Source organism: Bradyrhizobium sp. A11, assembly GCF_042077125.1.
Taxonomy (GTDB): domain Bacteria; phylum Pseudomonadota; class Alphaproteobacteria; order Rhizobiales; family Xanthobacteraceae; genus Bradyrhizobium; species Bradyrhizobium japonicum_B.
The window spans coordinates 5,080,493-5,096,386 of record NZ_CP149509.1 but is presented as its reverse complement, the minus strand read 5'-3'; the positions used below and the strand labels follow the sequence as shown (position 1 = coordinate 5,096,386).

Annotated in this window: 15 protein-coding genes; 8 read left to right on the top strand and 7 right to left on the bottom strand. The window is 64.1% G+C overall.

The genetic code is table 11. The features are described 5' to 3' along the window. Window positions 1–107: 107 nt before the first annotated feature. The 4 genes from WI560_RS24045 to WI560_RS24030 form a co-directional block, all read right to left on the bottom strand. On the bottom strand, window positions 108–920 hold the full coding sequence (locus WI560_RS24045; RefSeq protein WP_028137862.1) for an IclR family transcriptional regulator: 813 nt from the start codon (window positions 918–920) through the stop codon (window positions 108–110). Between the two features lie 112 nt (window positions 921–1,032). Further along, a complete protein-coding gene (locus WI560_RS24040; protein WP_375305154.1) occupies window positions 1,033–2,118 on the bottom strand; it encodes an extracellular solute-binding protein in 1,086 nt (361 codons plus the stop codon). Window positions 2,119–2,161: 43 nt separating this feature from the next. After that, on the bottom strand, window positions 2,162–3,952 hold the full coding sequence (locus WI560_RS24035) for an ABC transporter permease subunit (RefSeq protein WP_375305153.1): 1,791 nt from the start codon (window positions 3,950–3,952) through the stop codon (window positions 2,162–2,164). Beyond that, window positions 3,949–5,103, bottom strand: coding sequence for an ABC transporter ATP-binding protein (locus WI560_RS24030; RefSeq protein ID WP_375305152.1), 1,155 nt, complete (start codon window positions 5,101–5,103; stop codon window positions 3,949–3,951). The genes WI560_RS24035 and WI560_RS24030 overlap by 4 nt, the downstream gene beginning before the upstream one ends. Window positions 5,104–5,393: 290 nt before the next feature. On the opposite strand from WI560_RS24030, the gene WI560_RS24025 reads away from it, so the two are divergent. The 8 genes from WI560_RS24025 (at window position 5,394) to WI560_RS23990 (ending at window position 13,090) form a co-directional block, all read left to right on the top strand. Continuing rightward, on the top strand, window positions 5,394–6,155 hold the full coding sequence (locus WI560_RS24025; RefSeq protein WP_375305151.1) for a CoA transferase subunit A: 762 nt from the start codon (window positions 5,394–5,396) through the stop codon (window positions 6,153–6,155). Then, a complete protein-coding gene (locus WI560_RS24020) occupies window positions 6,155–6,913 on the top strand; it encodes a CoA-transferase (protein WP_375305150.1) in 759 nt (252 codons plus the stop codon). The genes WI560_RS24025 and WI560_RS24020 overlap by 1 nt, the downstream gene beginning before the upstream one ends. Beyond that, on the top strand, window positions 6,910–9,219 hold the full coding sequence (locus WI560_RS24015) for a molybdopterin-dependent oxidoreductase (protein WP_375305149.1): 2,310 nt from the start codon (window positions 6,910–6,912) through the stop codon (window positions 9,217–9,219). The genes WI560_RS24020 and WI560_RS24015 overlap by 4 nt, the downstream gene beginning before the upstream one ends. A gap of 14 nt (window positions 9,220–9,233) precedes the next feature. After that, on the top strand, window positions 9,234–9,803 hold the full coding sequence (locus WI560_RS24010) for a peroxidase-related enzyme (RefSeq protein WP_375305148.1): 570 nt from the start codon (window positions 9,234–9,236) through the stop codon (window positions 9,801–9,803). Between the two features lie 126 nt (window positions 9,804–9,929). After that, window positions 9,930–10,589, top strand: coding sequence for a hypothetical protein (locus WI560_RS24005; protein WP_375305147.1), 660 nt, complete (start codon window positions 9,930–9,932; stop codon window positions 10,587–10,589). A 19-nt stretch (window positions 10,590–10,608) separates the two neighbouring features. Further along, window positions 10,609–11,301 (top strand): L-fuculose-phosphate aldolase, encoded by a 693-nt coding sequence (locus WI560_RS24000; protein WP_375305146.1) that lies wholly within the window; start codon window positions 10,609–10,611, stop codon window positions 11,299–11,301. A 31-nt stretch (window positions 11,302–11,332) separates the two neighbouring features. After that, window positions 11,333–12,295 (top strand): carbohydrate kinase family protein, encoded by a 963-nt coding sequence (locus WI560_RS23995; RefSeq protein WP_375305145.1) that lies wholly within the window; start codon window positions 11,333–11,335, stop codon window positions 12,293–12,295. A 48-nt stretch (window positions 12,296–12,343) separates the two neighbouring features. Beyond that, window positions 12,344–13,090 carry an SDR family NAD(P)-dependent oxidoreductase gene (locus tag WI560_RS23990; RefSeq protein WP_375305144.1) on the top strand — a complete coding sequence of 249 codons (747 nt, stop codon included), beginning with the start codon at window positions 12,344–12,346 and terminating at the stop codon, window positions 13,088–13,090. 196 nt (window positions 13,091–13,286) lie between these two features. Here WI560_RS23990 and WI560_RS23985 read toward each other — a convergent pair whose 3' ends face one another. The 3 genes from WI560_RS23985 to WI560_RS23975 are packed head-to-tail and all read right to left on the bottom strand — an operon-like array spanning window position 13,287 to window position 15,881. Continuing rightward, window positions 13,287–14,282, bottom strand: a complete 996-nt coding sequence (locus WI560_RS23985; RefSeq protein ID WP_257175858.1) for an ABC transporter substrate-binding protein — start codon at window positions 14,280–14,282, stop codon at window positions 13,287–13,289. A 22-nt stretch (window positions 14,283–14,304) separates the two neighbouring features. After that, window positions 14,305–15,114, bottom strand: coding sequence for an ABC transporter ATP-binding protein (locus WI560_RS23980; protein WP_375305143.1), 810 nt, complete (start codon window positions 15,112–15,114; stop codon window positions 14,305–14,307). Continuing rightward, on the bottom strand, window positions 15,111–15,881 hold the full coding sequence (locus WI560_RS23975) for an ABC transporter permease (RefSeq protein WP_257175856.1): 771 nt from the start codon (window positions 15,879–15,881) through the stop codon (window positions 15,111–15,113). The genes WI560_RS23980 and WI560_RS23975 overlap by 4 nt, the downstream gene beginning before the upstream one ends. Window positions 15,882–15,894: the final 13 nt, after the last annotated feature.

Sequence of the window (15,894 nt, the reverse complement as noted above, 5' to 3'; positions counted from 1 at the left end):
CGAAGGGAGGCGCGCTGCATAGATCGTTCCCGCAGCGCCGCTGCGCGTCCACCAATGGTCGTACGGAGGCTCTGTCGGCACTGCCGCAGACGTCGCGGCAGGCAAGATCAAGGTGCGCGTCGCGATTGATGCGGAGGCGGAGAATCGCCTCTTGCTGTGGTGTATGCCAGCCTATTGGAATAGCCGAGCGCAGCGCCGATGGTTCTGGCTGCTTCCATGACGTGGACCGAATATTCCTTGATCTGCTTGCGCTTGATGCGGCTGTCGGGGCCCGACATGCCGATCGCTCCGACGAGTTCGCCGGAACGGCCGAGGATCGCGCAAGCGCAGGCCGCGATGCCCTCGCGCCACTCGCCGTGCAGCACGGAGGAATAGCCCTGCGCGCGCGCCAGCTCGATGTCCTCCCGCAGCTCCTCGATCGTCGTTCGCGTCGTTTCCGTGTAACGCCTGAGATGCGGGCGGAATCGTTCCAGATAGTCATCAGGCATATGCGCGAGCATCGCCTTGCCCGTCGCCATGGTGAAAGCGGGTGCGCGCATCCCCACGCTCGTGTGGGCGCGGATGTGGTGAGCGCTCTCGATCTTGTCGACATAGACGACGTCGGTATCCTCGAGCACGGACAGATGGATGGTTTCGCCGGTGATCTCGGCAAGCTTCGTCATTGCCGGTCGCGCGACATTGATAAGATCCATCCGGTGGATGACGTGGCTGCCGAGCGCCCAGATCTTGGTCGTGAGCTCGTAGGTGCTGTGCGGGGGGATCTGGCGCACATAGCCCTGGGACTGCAACGTCATCAGCAGCCGATGCACGTTGCTCTTGGTGAGCTTCAGTTCGCTCGCGAGGTCCGTGACCCCGCGGGGCTGCTCGCTCAGAGCAAGTGCTTCCAGGAGACGCAGCCCCTTGGTAAAAGCCTTATCCATCCACCAGCCAAAGTAGAATGATCTTTCACATCGTCTAGCATGGTCGCGCGATCCGCAACAGCCGGCGTGTGGGGACCGGCCCCGATCCTTGGATCGGGGCCGGTTAGCCGACCTATTGCGCCAGCAAGGCGTTCAGCTTCTCCTGCCCGTACTCTTCATTGGTGGATTTTCCGGCCGGCGAAGCCGCGCCCCAATAATCCGGGCTCCATTCGATCGCCTTGGAGACGTTGTCCGGGTTGTTGGCCCAGTAGCGCGCGAGCTTCTTGTCGGTCGCGGCCTCGAACACGACCTGGGAGGGAAGGGCGACCGGGAAGGTCGAGGTGAGCTGCGCCGCGCGCTTGGGCTCAAGCCGCCAGGACAACAGCTTCAGCGCGTTATCGTAGTTTGGCGCTCCCTTCGGGATCGAGAAGAAGTCGTAGTAGATGAAGCCCTGGTTGAAGGTTAGCTCGATCGGCGCGCCCTCCAAGGCGAGCTTGCTCATCGAGCCGGTGTAGGCCATGCACATGTCGGCCTCGCCATCGAGCAGGAGCTGCGGCGGCTGTGCGGATGTCGTCCACCATTTGGCGATGTGCGGCTTGATCTCCTTGACCTTCTTCAGCGCCCGCTCCATGTCGATCGGGTAGAGCTTGCTCTTCTCCACGCCGTCAGCCATCAGCGCCGCTTCGAATACGAAACGCGGCCAGGCGGGCATGCAGCGGCGGCCGGGAAACTTCTTCACATCCCAGAAATCGGCCCAGCTGGTCGGGACGTTCTCGCCCTTGTACTTGTCCTTGTTGTAGACAAGGCCGACGCCGATCACCTGCAGTGCCACGCCCTTCTTGCGCTTCAGATTATCCGGCATTGCCGCCAGCGTCTGCTTCGCCGCGTCGGACAGCTTGGAATAGTCGATGTCGGCCAGGCAGCAATCGCCGAGCAGCTTGGTCTCCTGGTCGAAGATGAAGGTCAGGTCCCATTGCGCCTTGCCGGCTTCGGCCTGGGCCTTGATGCGCGGGCCGCTGCGGGCCTCCTGGACCGTGACCACCTTGATGCCGGTCTCCTTCTCGAAGGGGTCGTACATGACCTTGCGCAATGCATCGCCATAACCGCCGCCCGGGTCCTGCATGATCACGACGTTGCTCTGCGCTTGAGCCAGACCCGTCCCCATCGCGACGAACAGGGCCGAGGCCAGCACGGAAGCCGATAGTTGCAAGCGTTTCATTCCCAGCATTTTCTCTTTCCTCCAGTTGAAACTTGATCTCTCGTCACGTTGCCTTCCGCGACGTGGCGAGAACCGGTCGTGCAAGGGTCAGCCCTGCGATCACCAGCAGCACCTCCAGCGTCGAGACCACGGCCAGCACCGGATTGAGCCGATAATTGACGTCACCCCACAGCATGAGGGGGAGCGTCTTCAGCTCCGCGCTCGACAGGAATAGCGTCAGCACCAGTTCGTCGAACGAGTGCAGGAAGGCGAAGAATGTCGCCGCAGCCAGGCCCGGCATGATGGCCGGCAGCGTTACCAGGCGGAACACCGTCAGGGACGATGCGCCATGGACGGCAGCGGCCTGTTCGAGCCTGGTATCGACGCCTTGAAGCGATGCGGAGAGGATCACCACGACGAGGGGAAGGCCGCCGATCGCATGCGCCGCGGCAAGGCCGAAGATGGAGCCGACCAGGTCGAAACGCAGGAACAGGCTGTAGAGCGACAGGCCGAGCACGACCGGAGGCACGATGATCGGACTTACGAGCAGCAGCATGATGGTGGATTTGCCGCGAATGCTGCTCCTGACGATGCCGAGGGCGGCCGACGCGCCCAGCACGATCGCGATTCCCGCCGACATCGTCGCGACCACCAGGGACGTCCAGAACGCCCGCATCCAGTTCGAATCGGAAAAGAACTGCTCGTACCAGCGAAACGAGAAGCCCGGCGGCGGGAAGGTCAGAAAGCTTGCGCTGCTGAAGGAAATGATCATCACCACGATGATCGGCAGGATGAGAATGGCAATGACCAGTCCGCCCATGAGGCGAACCGTCCAGGTCCCGAAGCTCGCCGGCAGCCGCCCGAACAGCCTCAGAAGCGGCCAACCGATCACGTCGGCAGCTGAGGCGCCGAGACTGCGGCGGCCGGCATCGACGGCGTGGCGGTCTATCGTCCTCGGTGTAGCCTCCGTCAGCTTGCGGCCGCCCCAGATGAATTCGAATCCGAGGAAGCGTCCGGCCACCGCGACCACGGCCAATGTGATCGTCAACAGCACCACGCCCAGGGCCTGCAGGAAGCCCTCCGAGGTGACTGAGTCCGCCTGCTGGGTGATATGCATGGCAAACATCTGGTCGCCGGGTCCGCCGAGCAGGGTCGGCGTAATGAAGAATCCGATCGCGGCGACGAAGACGAGCAGGAAGCCGGCGCCCATGCCGGGCAAGGTCAGTGGCAGCATCACGCGCCAGAACGCCGCGATGGGCCCGGCACCGCTGGCCAGCGCCGCGCGGGTCAGGCTTTGGTCAAGTCGCGCCACGCTGGAATAGATTGTCAGCACCATCAGCGGCAGAAGCACCGCGGTCATGCCGAGAAGCACCGTGCCGCGATTGAACAGAAGCTGCACGGGCTCGCTCAATATGCCGATCGAAACCAGCATCTTGTTGACCGGCCCGTTGCGGCCGAGCAGGACCATCCAGGCGTAGGTCCGGATCAGGATGGCGATGAAATAGGGCAGCACGATCGCGGTCGCGATCAGGGCCTGGGCAATGCCGCGGCTGCGGTGAATGAGCAGCGCAGTCGGATATCCGAACAGCAGGCACAGGCACGCAACGGTGACCGAGATCTGCATCGTGCGGACGAGCGAATCCCAATAGAGCGGTATCGCGAATACCCGCTCGAAGTAGGACGTCCAAGACGGCCCGCTCACGCTGATACGGATGAGATCGATCAGGGGCAGGAGGTAGATGAAGGCGAGAAAAGCGAGCGCAGGCAGGAGCAGCAGCGCCGGATCCTTCAACCTCCTGACGAGATCGAGATCCGCGGGACGGTCTGCCTGGGCGGCGATCGATGCCGAGGTCATGCAAGCACCCAGCAGTCCGCGGCGCCCCAGCTCACGTGCAGACGGTCCCCGACGTTCGGCAATGGTCGGTCGGCCATGTCGGTGCATCGGATCAGGAGCGGATCTCCACCCTCCATTTGCGCCTCGATCCGCAGGATCTCGCCGAGGAAGATCGCAGACGTGACGCTGACGGGCGTGGAGTTCGCGGTCGGCTCGTTCGACACCGCGATGCGTTCCGGGCGCACGAGCACCGTTGCGCGCCCGACGTCAATCGTGTCCCGGCTTTCGGCGCTGAACACATATCCTGCACGGTTCTTCATCGTCAGCGTCGATCCGCGCTTCTGCAAGATCTCCGCCTCGATCAGATTGCTCTCGCCGACAAACGAGGCGACGAACCGGTCGATCGGGTGCCGATAGATGTCCAGCGGGCGGCCGATTTGAACGATCTTGCCGGCGTTGAGCACCGCGATGCGGTCGCTCATCGTCAGGGCCTCGCCCTGGTCATGGGTGACGAACAGGATCGTGCTGCCGATGGTCCGGTGAAGGTCGCGGATCTCGATCTGGATCTGCTCGCGCAACCGCCGATCAAGGGCGCTGAGGGGTTCGTCCATCAGCACGACTTTGGGCCTCCGGACGATCGCGCGGGCGATGGCGACGCGCTGCTGCTGCCCGCCCGACATCTGCGAGGGAGACTTCGCCGCATGCTCTGTCAGCCGCATGATCTCCAGCGTTTCGGCGACGCGGCGCTCCGCGGTCGCGCGGTCGACACCGGCCATGCGAAGTGGAAACGCGACGTTCTGGCTGACCGTCATGTTCGGAAACAGCGCGTAGCTCTGGAACACCATGCCGAAGCCGCGCTTGTGCGTCGGCACGTTGTGGACAGGCTTGCCGTCGACGAGGATTTCGCCGCTGTCGAGGCTCTGGAAGCCCGCCACGAGGTTCAGCAGCGTCGTCTTTCCGCTGCCGGAGGGGCCGAGCAGCGTGATGAATTCGCCCGGCTCGATGTCGATGCTGATGCGGTCGACCGCGTGGAAGCTGCCGTAGGTTTTCACCGCGTCGCGGACGGCGATGCTCGATCCGATGGCGCCGCGGTCACGGAGGCGGCCGGTCGGCGACGTTCCAACGTTCGCATCGCCGGAGCGCATTGCGCGCAGAGCCGTGGGCTCACCCATTCTCTCCTCCCAAGACGTTCTATATTGTAGAACACTATTCCAATTATTGTTGGCGTAGCGAGCCGTCTTGTCAAGTCGAGGTGACCGCTCGCAGCGCAATGGCGCCCCGCAGCGGTCCATGCGGAGGTGAGATCCCCTGTAAACAAAGGCTTCGCCGACCAAGTCAGATTGACACTGTCGTCGGGATCCGCCAACATAAACGTGGAATAGCGTTCTACAATATAGAACACGACGGGAGGATAATGGTGTTGAGCGAGCCTCGCGCAATGGCGAAGCACATCGAGCCGGGGATGCGCGTAGCGCTCCCGGTCGACTACGCCGGCGTCTCCATGGCGATGACGCGGCCCATCATCGAGCATGGTGCGGGCAATCTCGATCTCGTCTGCGTGCCAACCGGCGGATTGCAGGTCGACCAGCTCGTCGGCGCGGGTCTGGTCCGGACGGTGGAGACCAGCGCCGTCTCGCTGGGCGAGGCGGGTGGAGCGCCCCGGTTCAATGCGGCTGTCAAGGAAGGCGCGGTTCGACTGAAGGACGCGACGTGTCCTGCCATCCATGCCGGCCTGATGGCGGCGCAGAAGGGCAGTCCCTTCATGCCGCTGCGGGGGCTGATCGGAACGGATCTGCTCCGCCATCGCGACGATTGGCGCGTGATTGATAATCCGCTGGCGGATGGAGGCGATCCGATCGTGCTGATCCCGGCCATCAAGCCCGACGTCACGATCTTCCACGTGCCGATGGCTGATCGCTTCGGCAATGTCTGGATCGGCCGTCGGCGCGAGCTGGCCGCCATGGCTTACGCTTCGCAGATTGTTCTCGTCACGGTGGAGCGAATCGTCGAGGAGAATTTGCTCGCCGACGAGATGAGCGCGGCCGGCGTGCTGCCGGCACTCTACGTCACGGCAGTCGCGCGCGCGCCGAAGGGCGCGTGGCCCTACGGTCTGTGGGGCGAGTATCCCGCCGACACCGCCGAGATCGCGCACTATGCGAAGGCCGCGCGAACGGCCGACGGCTTCTCCGCCTATATGGCGCAGAGGCAGATGGAGCCCGCGTGATGGCCGAAGTTCTCCCTCGCGAAGTGCTGATTTGCACGATCGCGCGGCTGCTGGACGGGGTCAGACATGTCGCCGTGGGCGCCTCCTCTCCGATTCCTGCCGCAGGCGCGATGCTGCTGCGTGCCATGAAGGAGGTGGGCGGCGCCGTCGGTCCGCGCATCTCCATCCTCGGTTCTGTCGAGCATAATTTCTTCACCAACGGCTCGGCCGAGCTGTTCGATTGTGCGGGTCAGGGCCGGATCGATGCGTTCTTCCTCGGCGGCGGCCAGATCGACGGCTTCGGCAACGTGAACCTCGTCGGCACCGGCGATTATCCGCGCTCCAGCGTGCGCTGGCCCGGCTCGTTCGGGTCGGCCTATCTCTATTTTGTCGTGCCGCGGGTCATCCTCTTTCGCGAGGAGCATACGCCGCGCGTCTTCGTCGAGCACGTGGACTTCATCAGTGCCCCCGGCGTCAGCCCCGAGGGAGTGTTTCGGAGCGGCGGCCCCGTTGCCCTCCTGACCGGCAAGGGTCTGTTTCGGTTCGACAAGACCCGGCCTGGGTTCGACCTGGAGAGCGTCCATCCCGGGCACGATCTCGCCGAGATCAAGCAGGCGACCGGCTTTCGCTTCGCCCATGATGCCGAGCCGCGGCAGACCCCGCTGCCCGATCGATCGACGCTCGACCTGCTCCGCGGCCGTGTCTTCGACGAACTCGCCGAGACCTATCCCGAATTCGCCGCGCAGATCCGGCGCGAGCTTGGAGCGGTCGACGCATGAGCAGAATCAAGCGGGTTCCGCATTGCAGCCATTGGGGTGCCTACACGATCCTCGTCGATGATGATCGCATCGTCGGTGTCGAGCCGTTCGAGCACGATCCGGCGCCGTCCCCGATCATCCATTCCATCGCGGAATGGGCCAATCCCGAGCGGCGCGTGCTACGGCCGATGGTCCGTTCCGGCTGGCTGGACAAGCGCGAGAAAAGCGATCGCCGCGGACGCGGCCAGGAGAAGTTCGTCCCGGTCAGCTGGGACGAGGCGACGACGCTGGTTGCCGACGAGGTGCGGCGCGTAGCGGGCACGTTCGGCAATGCGTCGATTTTCGCGGGCTCCTATGGCTGGACCAATTCCGGCCGCCTGCACCATGCGTCCTCGCTTCTGAAGCGTATGCTCAATCTGGTCGGCGGCTTCACCAGGCACGTCGACACCTATTCCATCGCGGCAGGTCCTGTGATCTTGCGCCACACGCTGGGCAGCGACGACGCATGCGGCGGCCGCGCCAATACGCTCGACACCATCGCGCAGCACACCGAGACCCTGGTGGTGTTCGGTGCTCTGTCGCCGCGAACCGCGCAAAACGAGGCCGGAGGAATTGGCAGCCACCGGCTCGAAACCTATCTCAGGCAGATCGTCGAGCGCGGCGTCAAGATCATCCACGTCTCGCCGCTGAAGGATGATCTGCCCGATTGGGTCAACGCCGAATGGTGGCCGATCCGGCCGAATACGGACACGGCGCTGATGCTCGGCCTCGCCGGCGAGATCGTGAAGGCGGGCCGGCACGATGCCGATTTCCTCGCGCGCTGCACCAGCGGCGCGGATCGCTTTCTTCGCTATCTCGAAGGTCAGGCCGATGGCGGTAGAAAGGACGCCGCGTGGGCCGCCAGCATCTGCGGCCTCGATGCGGACAGGATCGCGACGCTGGCAAGCCGCCTGGTCGACACGCGGAGCATGCTGACGGTGAGCTGGAGCCTGCAGCGGGCCCATCACGGCGAACAGCCGTTCTGGGCGGCGCTCGGACTTGCATCGGTTGTCGGCCAGATCGGATTGCCGGGCGGCGGCGTCGGCTACGGCTACGCCTCCCTGGGGGGCGTGGGGGCACCGCTCAACCTTGGTCGCTCTCCCGCCATTTCACAGCTGACGAGGCCAATCGACAGCTTCATTCCGGTGGCGCGGATCAGCGACATGCTGCTCAATCCCGGCAGGCCGTTCAGCTATGAAGGCGAGATCCGCACCTATCCGGATACGAGGCTGGTCTATTGGGCGGGCGGCAATCCCTACCATCATCACCAGGACCTCAATCGCCTGTCGGAAGCCTGGACGAGGCCTGAAACGATCATCGTGCAGGACCCGATGTTCACGGCGACAGCCCAGCGCGCCGACATCGTGCTGCCGGCAACCACGTCGATCGAGCGCAACGATCTTGCCGGCAACAGGCGCTCCGACTTCATCCTCGCAATGAAGCAGGCGATCGAGCCGCTGGGCGAATCCCGCTCCGACTTCGCGATCTTCGAGGCGATTGCAGGCAAGCTTGGGGTCGCCGATCGGTTCAACGAGGGCCGGGACGAAATGGGCTGGGTCCGCCATCTCTACGAAGCCTGCCGCAGCGACGCCGCGCAGCGCTTCGGCTTCGAGATGCCGGATTTCGATGCGTTCTGGGAAGCCGGCTATGCCCGCTGCCCGGTCAAGACAGACCATACGTACTTGACCGACTTCCGGAGCAAGCCGGAGGAGCACGCGCTCAAGACCGAAAGCGGAAAGATCGTGCTCGGCAGCGAAACCCTGGCCAGGCTGGACTATGCCGACTGTCGCCCGCATCCCGCGTGGATCGAGCCGGCTGAATGGCTCGGCAATGCCACCGCCGGCCAGATGCACCTGGTGTCGCATCAGCCGGCCGGCCGCCTTCACAGCCAGCTCGAAACCGGCGCATCGAGCCGGGCCATGAAGCGCAACGGCCGTGAACAGGCTCGCCTTCATCCTGACGACGCGGCCGCTCTCGGCGTCGAAGACGGCCAGACCATTCGCATCTGGAACGACCGTGGCGAGTGCCTTGCGACGGCGGAGGTTACCGACAAGGTCCGTCAAGGCGTGCTGGTGCTTCCGACCGGTGCCTGGTTCACGCCGACAGGCAATAGCGGTCTGGAGGTCGCCGGCAATCCGAACGTGCTCACGCTCGATATCGGCACGTCTCAATTCGGCCAGGGCTGCTCGGCCCATACCTGCCTCGTGCGGGTCGAGCCCTACGCCGCCGATCGGCGCGATGCGTTCGAGGCCTATCGGGAAACGCTCGTCGCGCTTGCGGCGGTCTAACAGGAGTTAGGAACATGTCTGCGCCCGCCATCAGCCGTTTTCCCGTCCCCGACATCGCCACGCTGCCTTCGGATATCCGCTCGCGGATCGAGGCGGTTCAGGAGAAGTCCGGCTTCGTCCCCAACGTCTTCCTGACGCTCGCGCATCGTCCCGACGAATTCCGGGCCTTCTTCGCCTACCACGATGCTCTGATGGATAAGCCCGGTCCGATCACCAAGGCCGAGCGGGAGATGATCGTCGTCGCGACCAGCAGCGCCAATCAATGCCAGTATTGTGTGGTCGCACACGGCGCCATCCTGCGCGTGCGTGCGAAGAATCCGCTGATCGCGGATCAGGTCGCCGCCAACTACCGCAAGGCCGATATCACCGCGCGGCAAAGGGCGATGCTCGATTTCGCGATGAAGGTCTCGGCGCGCGCCTATGAGGTGGACGATTCCGACATCGCCGATCTCAAGGGACACGGATTCACCGAGGAGGACGTCTGGGACATTGCGGCCATCGCTGCCTTCTTCGGCATGTCGAACCGCCTCGCCAACGTCACCAGCATGCGTCCGAACGACGAGTTCTACGCGATGGGACGCTGAGCGCCGCGAACGAGAAACGCAATGGTATCGCTGGTTATCGACAGGCGCTTCCGGGGCCCGCCCAATTCCGGCAACGGCGGCTACGTATGCGGATGTCTCGCAAGGCACTTTGTTGGAGACGCCGAAGTGACGTTGCGTGCCCCGCCGCCGCTGGAGCGGCCGCTCGACGTGCGGACGGGGACCGACGGCGGGATCGAGTTGCGCGAGGACGACAGGCTGCTCGCGACAGCGCGTGCCGCGGGCGTCGATGTGACTGCTATTCCCAGGGTGAGTTACGAGATAGCTGAAGAGGCGGTCGGCAGAACACCCTATGACGAGCAGACCCATAACCTTCCGGGATGCTTCGTTTGCGGCCCCGCACGTGGCCACGGCGACGGTCTGCGGATCTTCGCAGGTCCGCTCAAGGCGGGCACCGTCCCCGGCAAGCCGGTCGTGTTCGCGGCGTCCTGGGTGCCTCATGGCAGTCTGTCCGGCGAGGACGGCCATGTCGCGCCCGAGTTCGTCTGGGCCGCTCTCGATTGCCCCACCGGCTATTGCAGCGTGGGCGCCCGTCATCTCGGCTTGAATGGTGACGAGACGGCCCTGCTCGGACGGATGGCCGCACGGATCAAGCGCCGGCCGCGCCCGGAAGATCGATGTGTGGTGGTGGCGTGGCCGACCGGGCGGGAAGGCCGCAAGCTGTTTGCCGAGAGCGCCTTGCTCGATGCGGAGCAGGAGGTGCTGGCGACTGCGCGAGCCACCTGGCTGTTGGTCGACCGTCAGGTCCAGCTCGGAGCAAGTGCATGAAAGAGGGTGGGAGCAAGGTATGACCGGCCGCGAAGCGGAGCTCGAACTTCGTCAATCCATCATCGATGCCTGCCGCGAGATGGCGGCGCAGGGCATCAACCAGGGAACGTCCGGAAACATCAGCGTCCGAACCGACGACGGCATGCTGCTCACGCCGTCCGGTCTTCCCTACGACCGCATGAGGCCCGAGGACATCGTGGCCATGAAGTGGGACGGCTCGTGGAGCGCGCCGGCCGGCAACGTTCCGTCGACGGAATGGCGCTTCCACCTCGACATCCTGAAGTCGAAACCGGAGGTCGGCGCCGTGGTTCACGCCCATCCGGTCTTCTGCACCATCATCGCAATCATGAATCGCTCGATCCCCGCGATTCACTACATGATCGCCGCCGCCGGCGGAAACGACATTCCCTGCGCGCCCTATGCTCAATATGGCACGGCCGAGCTGTCGCAGGCGGCGCTGAACGCACTCCGCTATCGCCGCGCCTGCCTGCTCGCGCATCACGGGCTGATCGCCGTCGGTCCCAATCTGCGCAAGGCCTTGTGGCTCGCCGTCGAGGTCGAGGTGCTCGCCAAGCAGTATCACGGCTGTCTTCAGCTTGGCGCTCCTCCGCTGCTGCCGGACGAGGAGATCGACAGCATCCTGAAGCGGTGGGGACAATACGGCCTGCGCGATAGCGAGGGCACGCCCAAGATACCCCAGCGTCCGAGCTAAATCACCTCACACCACTGTCCTGCGAGAAATCATGGCTCACTCTCACGACGTCAGCGTCTGCGGCACTTATATTCTGGACATTCTGGGAGTCCCGGTGACCGAGATTCCGCCCGGCGGCGGCCGTTTGCTGATCGAAGAAATTCGGCTCACGGTCGCGGGCACCGCCGGCGGAACTGTCGTCCCTTGCGCGCGACTCGGTCTGAAGGCGCTCGCGGTCGGTGCCGTCGGCTCCGACGAGAAGGCCGACTGGATGCTGAACGCGCTGGAGCGTGAAGGCATCGACATCTCTCTCATGGAGCGGATGGCCGGCAGTCCGACCTCGGCCACGATCCTGCCGATCCGGCCCGACGGCTCGCGTCCGGTCATGCACGCAAGGGGCGCTTCCGCCCGCTGGCGGATCGCACCGCAAGTGCAAGAGGCCGCTTGCCGCAGCAAGATCCTGCATCTCGGCGGCGTAGGCTCCCTGCTGGCGATGGACGGTGCGCCGTCCGTGGCATTGCTGCGCGATGCGAAAGCGGCCGGCTGCACGACGACGCTCGACCTGATCCAGGCTCGCGGTGAGACGTTGGCGCTGGTCGAGCCTCTGATGCCTTATGTCGATTTCTTCATGCCAAGCATCGACGAGACCCATGCGATGGTTGGAACGGCGGATCCGGCCGCATGCGCGCGTTTCTTCATCGAGAAGGGAGCCGGAGCCTGCGCCATCTCGATGGGCGCCGACGGCTCGTTCGTGATGACGCGCGACGGACGTCAATTCACCGTACCTGCCTTCGAGGTGAAGGTTCGTGATACGTCGGGATGCGGTGATTCCTACACCGGCGGCTTCATCGCGGGTCTCGCGCGCGGCTGGGATTTGCTGGACTGCGCCAGGCTTGCGACGGCGACATCCGCAATTGTCGCGACGGGTCTCGGCTCCGGCGCCAACCTCGTGTCATTCGAGGAGACCGTGAAGGCGATGAACTCGCTTCCCGTGCGCAAGCCCGCTCAGGCCTGAGCCGATCACATCATCAATACGTCAATCCGACCGATAGGGGAAAATAACATGGCCCGACATGCAATCGTTACGGGAGCAAGCCGCGGAATTGGCCGGGCAATCGCCATGGGTCTTGCCAGGCGCGGCTATGATCTCGCGCTGACCGACATCGCACCTCAGGAGAAAGTCCTGCTTGAGACGGTCGCCGAGATCGGCGCGCTCGGTGGTCGTTGCATCCCGATGCTTGGCGACGTCAGCGACCTCGGGGATTGCAAGCGGGTCGTGGCGGAAGCCGTGCAGGGGCTGGGACACATCGACGTCCTCGTCAACAACGCCGGCATCCTCCGACTGGCGACGATCGACGAGCTGACGACCGAGACATGGGACCAAACGTTCGCCGTGAACACGCGCGGCGTGTTCCAGATGACCCAGGCCGTGGTGCCACACATGAAGGAGCGCAAATACGGGCGGATCGTGAATATTGCCTCGCTCGCCGCGCGAACGGGCGGTCCGGGACAGTCCCACTACGCTGCATCGAAGTCGGCCGTGGTCGGCTTCACCCGGGTGTCGTCGATGGAGTTCGGCGGCTTCGGCATCACGGTCAATGCCGTTTGCCCCGGCATCATCGTGACGGAGATGGGGATGAACAATCTTCGTGATCCCGAGCGCGTCGCCTATTTCGAGAAGGTCACGGACTTGCACCGGCTTGGACAGCCGGAGGATGTCGTTGGTCCCGTGGCATTCTTTGCGTCGGATGATTCCGCGTTCGTGACCGGCCAGGCCCTCAATGTGGACGGAGGTATTTTCTACAGCTAGCGGATTTGTGAGCTGCTCGTATCGGCGGAGGCCAGAGGGCGTCTAGACGGCGGTCCGACGGCGCCGCCCCTCGATGCCGCCCGACGTGGCCGGCATCTTTCCCGTTCTTTTCATGTCATCGGCAGCGAATTGAGGCAGCTGCGCCGCGCTCTCTGCGCGGCCGACGTTCTTGCCTGCCACGCGGACGGCAGATCGTTCACGCAATCGTTTTCAAGTATAAGCTCGGATCGAAATACTTGCTGGCAGGCGTGAAGTCCTTGATGCCGGCATTGGCCATGAAGAAGTCCGTCGATTGCTGCAGCCAATTGGTCACGGTCCCGTCCGAGTACATGCGCTTCCATTCCTTGGACGTGAACATCTTCTGCGCCTTGAACGACTCGGTGATGTCGGCCAGCGGCGTCTGGCTGTAATGGCCCTTCTGCAGCTTCTCCATGGCCTCGACGCTGTTTGCAACGATGTAGTCGTTGGCATCCGCCCAGCCAAGGATCAGCTTCGCCAGCGTCTCCTTGTTGCGCTCGTAATAGTCGTTGGCGGCCGCCCAACCGCCGATGATCGCGGCTTTCGGGTAATAGGCAGAAGCGTCGGCGAGCTTGACCGCGCCGGGCACCTTGTCGCGGACCGTGACGTTGAAGGGGACCCAAAGCGCGACGGCCGGCACCGCGCCGGAAATGAAGGCGGTCACGGCGGCAGGCATGGTCTGGTTGACGAGCTCGACCTCCTTCGGATCGACCTTGTTGGCACGGAGCGCGGTATCCAGGAATACGTGCGCGGTCGTGCCGGTCGCGGTCGCGATGCGCTTACCCTTCAGATCCTCGAACGATTTGATGCCCTGGTCGCCGCGCACCCAGAGCTGAGCGGTCGCGACCTCGATGTCATTGATGAGGAACACCTTGCCCTGGCCGCGGGCCGGAAAGTTCGAAAGCACGGCGCCGGTCGACAGCACGTCGAGGCTGCCGCCGATCAAGGCCTGGAAGATCTCCAACCCGGTGTTGAACTGCCGCAGCTCGAGATCGAGGCCCTGCTTCTCGAAGGAGCCGCGATCCATGCCGGTCCAGATCTGGCCGTCGACGGCGACGGTGTGGAGATAGCCGACGCGAACCTTCGTTCTTGCCTGCGCGATCGCGGGTGCTGCGGCCGTGAAGGTGCCGAGTGCAAGGCCTGCCGTCGTGCTCAGAAATTGCCGCCGATCCATGATGTGTCCTCCGTCTTGCTTGTTATTCCGAGAATGAGACCGGGCGCATCTGCGCCTGCTGGGCACGATATTCGTCCATCACGAGCTGCCTGATATGGCTTCGCAGCTCGGCGAATTCCGGCCGCTCCTGGATCGACTCGTCGCGCGGATAGGCGAATGGAACGTCGATGATTTGCTTGATCCGCGCCGGCCGCGCCGTCACCACCACGATGCGGGAGGCGAGGTAGATCGCCTCCTCGACGGAATGGGTGATCAACATGACGGTCTTACCTTCGGTCTCCAGCACCTTGAGCAGCAGGTTCTGCATGTTGGATCGGGTCTGGGCGTCGAGCGCGCCGAACGGCTCGTCCATCAGCAGGAATTGCGGCTTCACCGCATAGGCTCGCGCGATCGCGAGGCGTTGCCGCATGCCGCCGGATAGATGTTTCGGATAGGAATTGGCGAAGTCGGACAGGCCCATCAGGCCGAGATAGTGATCGCAGATCGCCTCGCGCTCGGCGGCCGCAACGCGATTGGCGTTGAGGGTCAGGCCGAAGGCGATGTTCTGCTTCACCGTCAACCAGGGGAATACGCCATATTCCTGGAAGATGACGCCGCGCTCGGGGCCGGGGCCGGCGACGGGACGTCCGTCGAACAGGACCTTGCCGGTCGTCGGCTTCTGGAAACCGGCGAGCATGCTCATCATCGTGGTTTTGCCGCAGCCGGATGGGCCGATCACCGCAATGAAGTCGCCGTCGTTGATGTCGTAGCTGACGTCCTCGACCACCTGGAGACGGCCCTTCGCCGTCTCGAAAGACAGCGATACCTTGTCGAACTGTGCGCGCTGGGTCATGCGATGGCCCGATCCTGCCAGACCAGCAGCCGCGCGGTGATCTTGCGCAGGATCAAGTCCATGATCAGCGCGATCAGGCCGATGCAGATGATGCCGACATAGATGACGTCGAGCAGGAAATAGGTCGAGGCATTCTGAATCATGGCGCCGAGCCCGCGCTGCGCCGCGATCAGCTCGGATGCGACCAGCGTCGCCCAGGCTACGCCCAACGCCACGCGCAGCGCCGTGAGGATGTGCGGGACGGTGAGGGGAATGATGACCTTGTGAAAGATCTCGGCCTGGTTCGCTCCGAGCGTCTGCGCCACGCGGATGTAGAGCGGCGTGATCTGCGACACGCCCTCATACATCACGATCACCCCGGAGAAGAACGAGGCGTAGAACAGGATGACGAGCTTTGCGAGCTCGTCGACGCCGAAATAGACGATCACCAGCGGAATCAGAGCGATCGGCGGCAGCGCGCGAAAGAAGTTGATCATGGGATCGGCAAAGGTGCGGGCGGGGCGATACCACCCGAGCAGAAACCCGACCGGCACGGCCACGAGGATGCCGAGCGCCACGCCAAGAAAGACGCGCCGCGTCGAGGCGAAGATGTCGATTAGCAGCCCTTCCCTGGTGAGAAGCTCGAAGAACTTTGCGGCGACCTGGTGCGGCGCGGGGATCAGCGAGACGTTGACGAAGCCGCTCCAGCGCACGGCGTACCAGAGCAGGATTGCGCCGATCCACGGTATCAATCCGAGACCAACACGTCTCAGGCCAGCTCCATTCATTCGACGCGTCCGC

What these genes read in the sequence shown, in the direction of transcription:
- WI560_RS24045 (WP_028137862.1), bottom strand. Translation starts at nt 920, where the DNA reads ATGGATAAGGCTTTTACCAAGGGGCTGCGTCTCCTGGAAGCACTTGCT.
- WI560_RS24040 (WP_375305154.1), bottom strand. Translation starts at nt 2,118, where the DNA reads ATGAAACGCTTGCAACTATCGGCTTCCGTGCTGGCCTCGGCCCTGTTC.
- WI560_RS24035 (WP_375305153.1), bottom strand. Translation starts at nt 3,952, where the DNA reads ATGACCTCGGCATCGATCGCCGCCCAGGCAGACCGTCCCGCGGATCTC.
- WI560_RS24030 (WP_375305152.1), bottom strand. Translation starts at nt 5,103, where the DNA reads ATGGGTGAGCCCACGGCTCTGCGCGCAATGCGCTCCGGCGATGCGAAC.
- WI560_RS24025 (WP_375305151.1), top strand. Translation starts at nt 5,394, where the DNA reads ATGCGCGTAGCGCTCCCGGTCGACTACGCCGGCGTCTCCATGGCGATG.
- WI560_RS24020 (WP_375305150.1), top strand. Translation starts at nt 6,155, where the DNA reads ATGGCCGAAGTTCTCCCTCGCGAAGTGCTGATTTGCACGATCGCGCGG.
- WI560_RS24015 (WP_375305149.1), top strand. Translation starts at nt 6,910, where the DNA reads ATGAGCAGAATCAAGCGGGTTCCGCATTGCAGCCATTGGGGTGCCTAC.
- WI560_RS24010 (WP_375305148.1), top strand. Translation starts at nt 9,234, where the DNA reads ATGTCTGCGCCCGCCATCAGCCGTTTTCCCGTCCCCGACATCGCCACG.
- WI560_RS24000 (WP_375305146.1), top strand. Translation starts at nt 10,609, where the DNA reads ATGACCGGCCGCGAAGCGGAGCTCGAACTTCGTCAATCCATCATCGAT.
- WI560_RS23995 (WP_375305145.1), top strand. Translation starts at nt 11,333, where the DNA reads ATGGCTCACTCTCACGACGTCAGCGTCTGCGGCACTTATATTCTGGAC.
- WI560_RS23990 (WP_375305144.1), top strand. Translation starts at nt 12,344, where the DNA reads ATGGCCCGACATGCAATCGTTACGGGAGCAAGCCGCGGAATTGGCCGG.
- WI560_RS23985 (WP_257175858.1), bottom strand. Translation starts at nt 14,282, where the DNA reads ATGGATCGGCGGCAATTTCTGAGCACGACGGCAGGCCTTGCACTCGGC.
- WI560_RS23980 (WP_375305143.1), bottom strand. Translation starts at nt 15,114, where the DNA reads ATGACCCAGCGCGCACAGTTCGACAAGGTATCGCTGTCTTTCGAGACG.
- WI560_RS23975 (WP_257175856.1), bottom strand. Translation starts at nt 15,881, where the DNA reads ATGAATGGAGCTGGCCTGAGACGTGTTGGTCTCGGATTGATACCGTGG.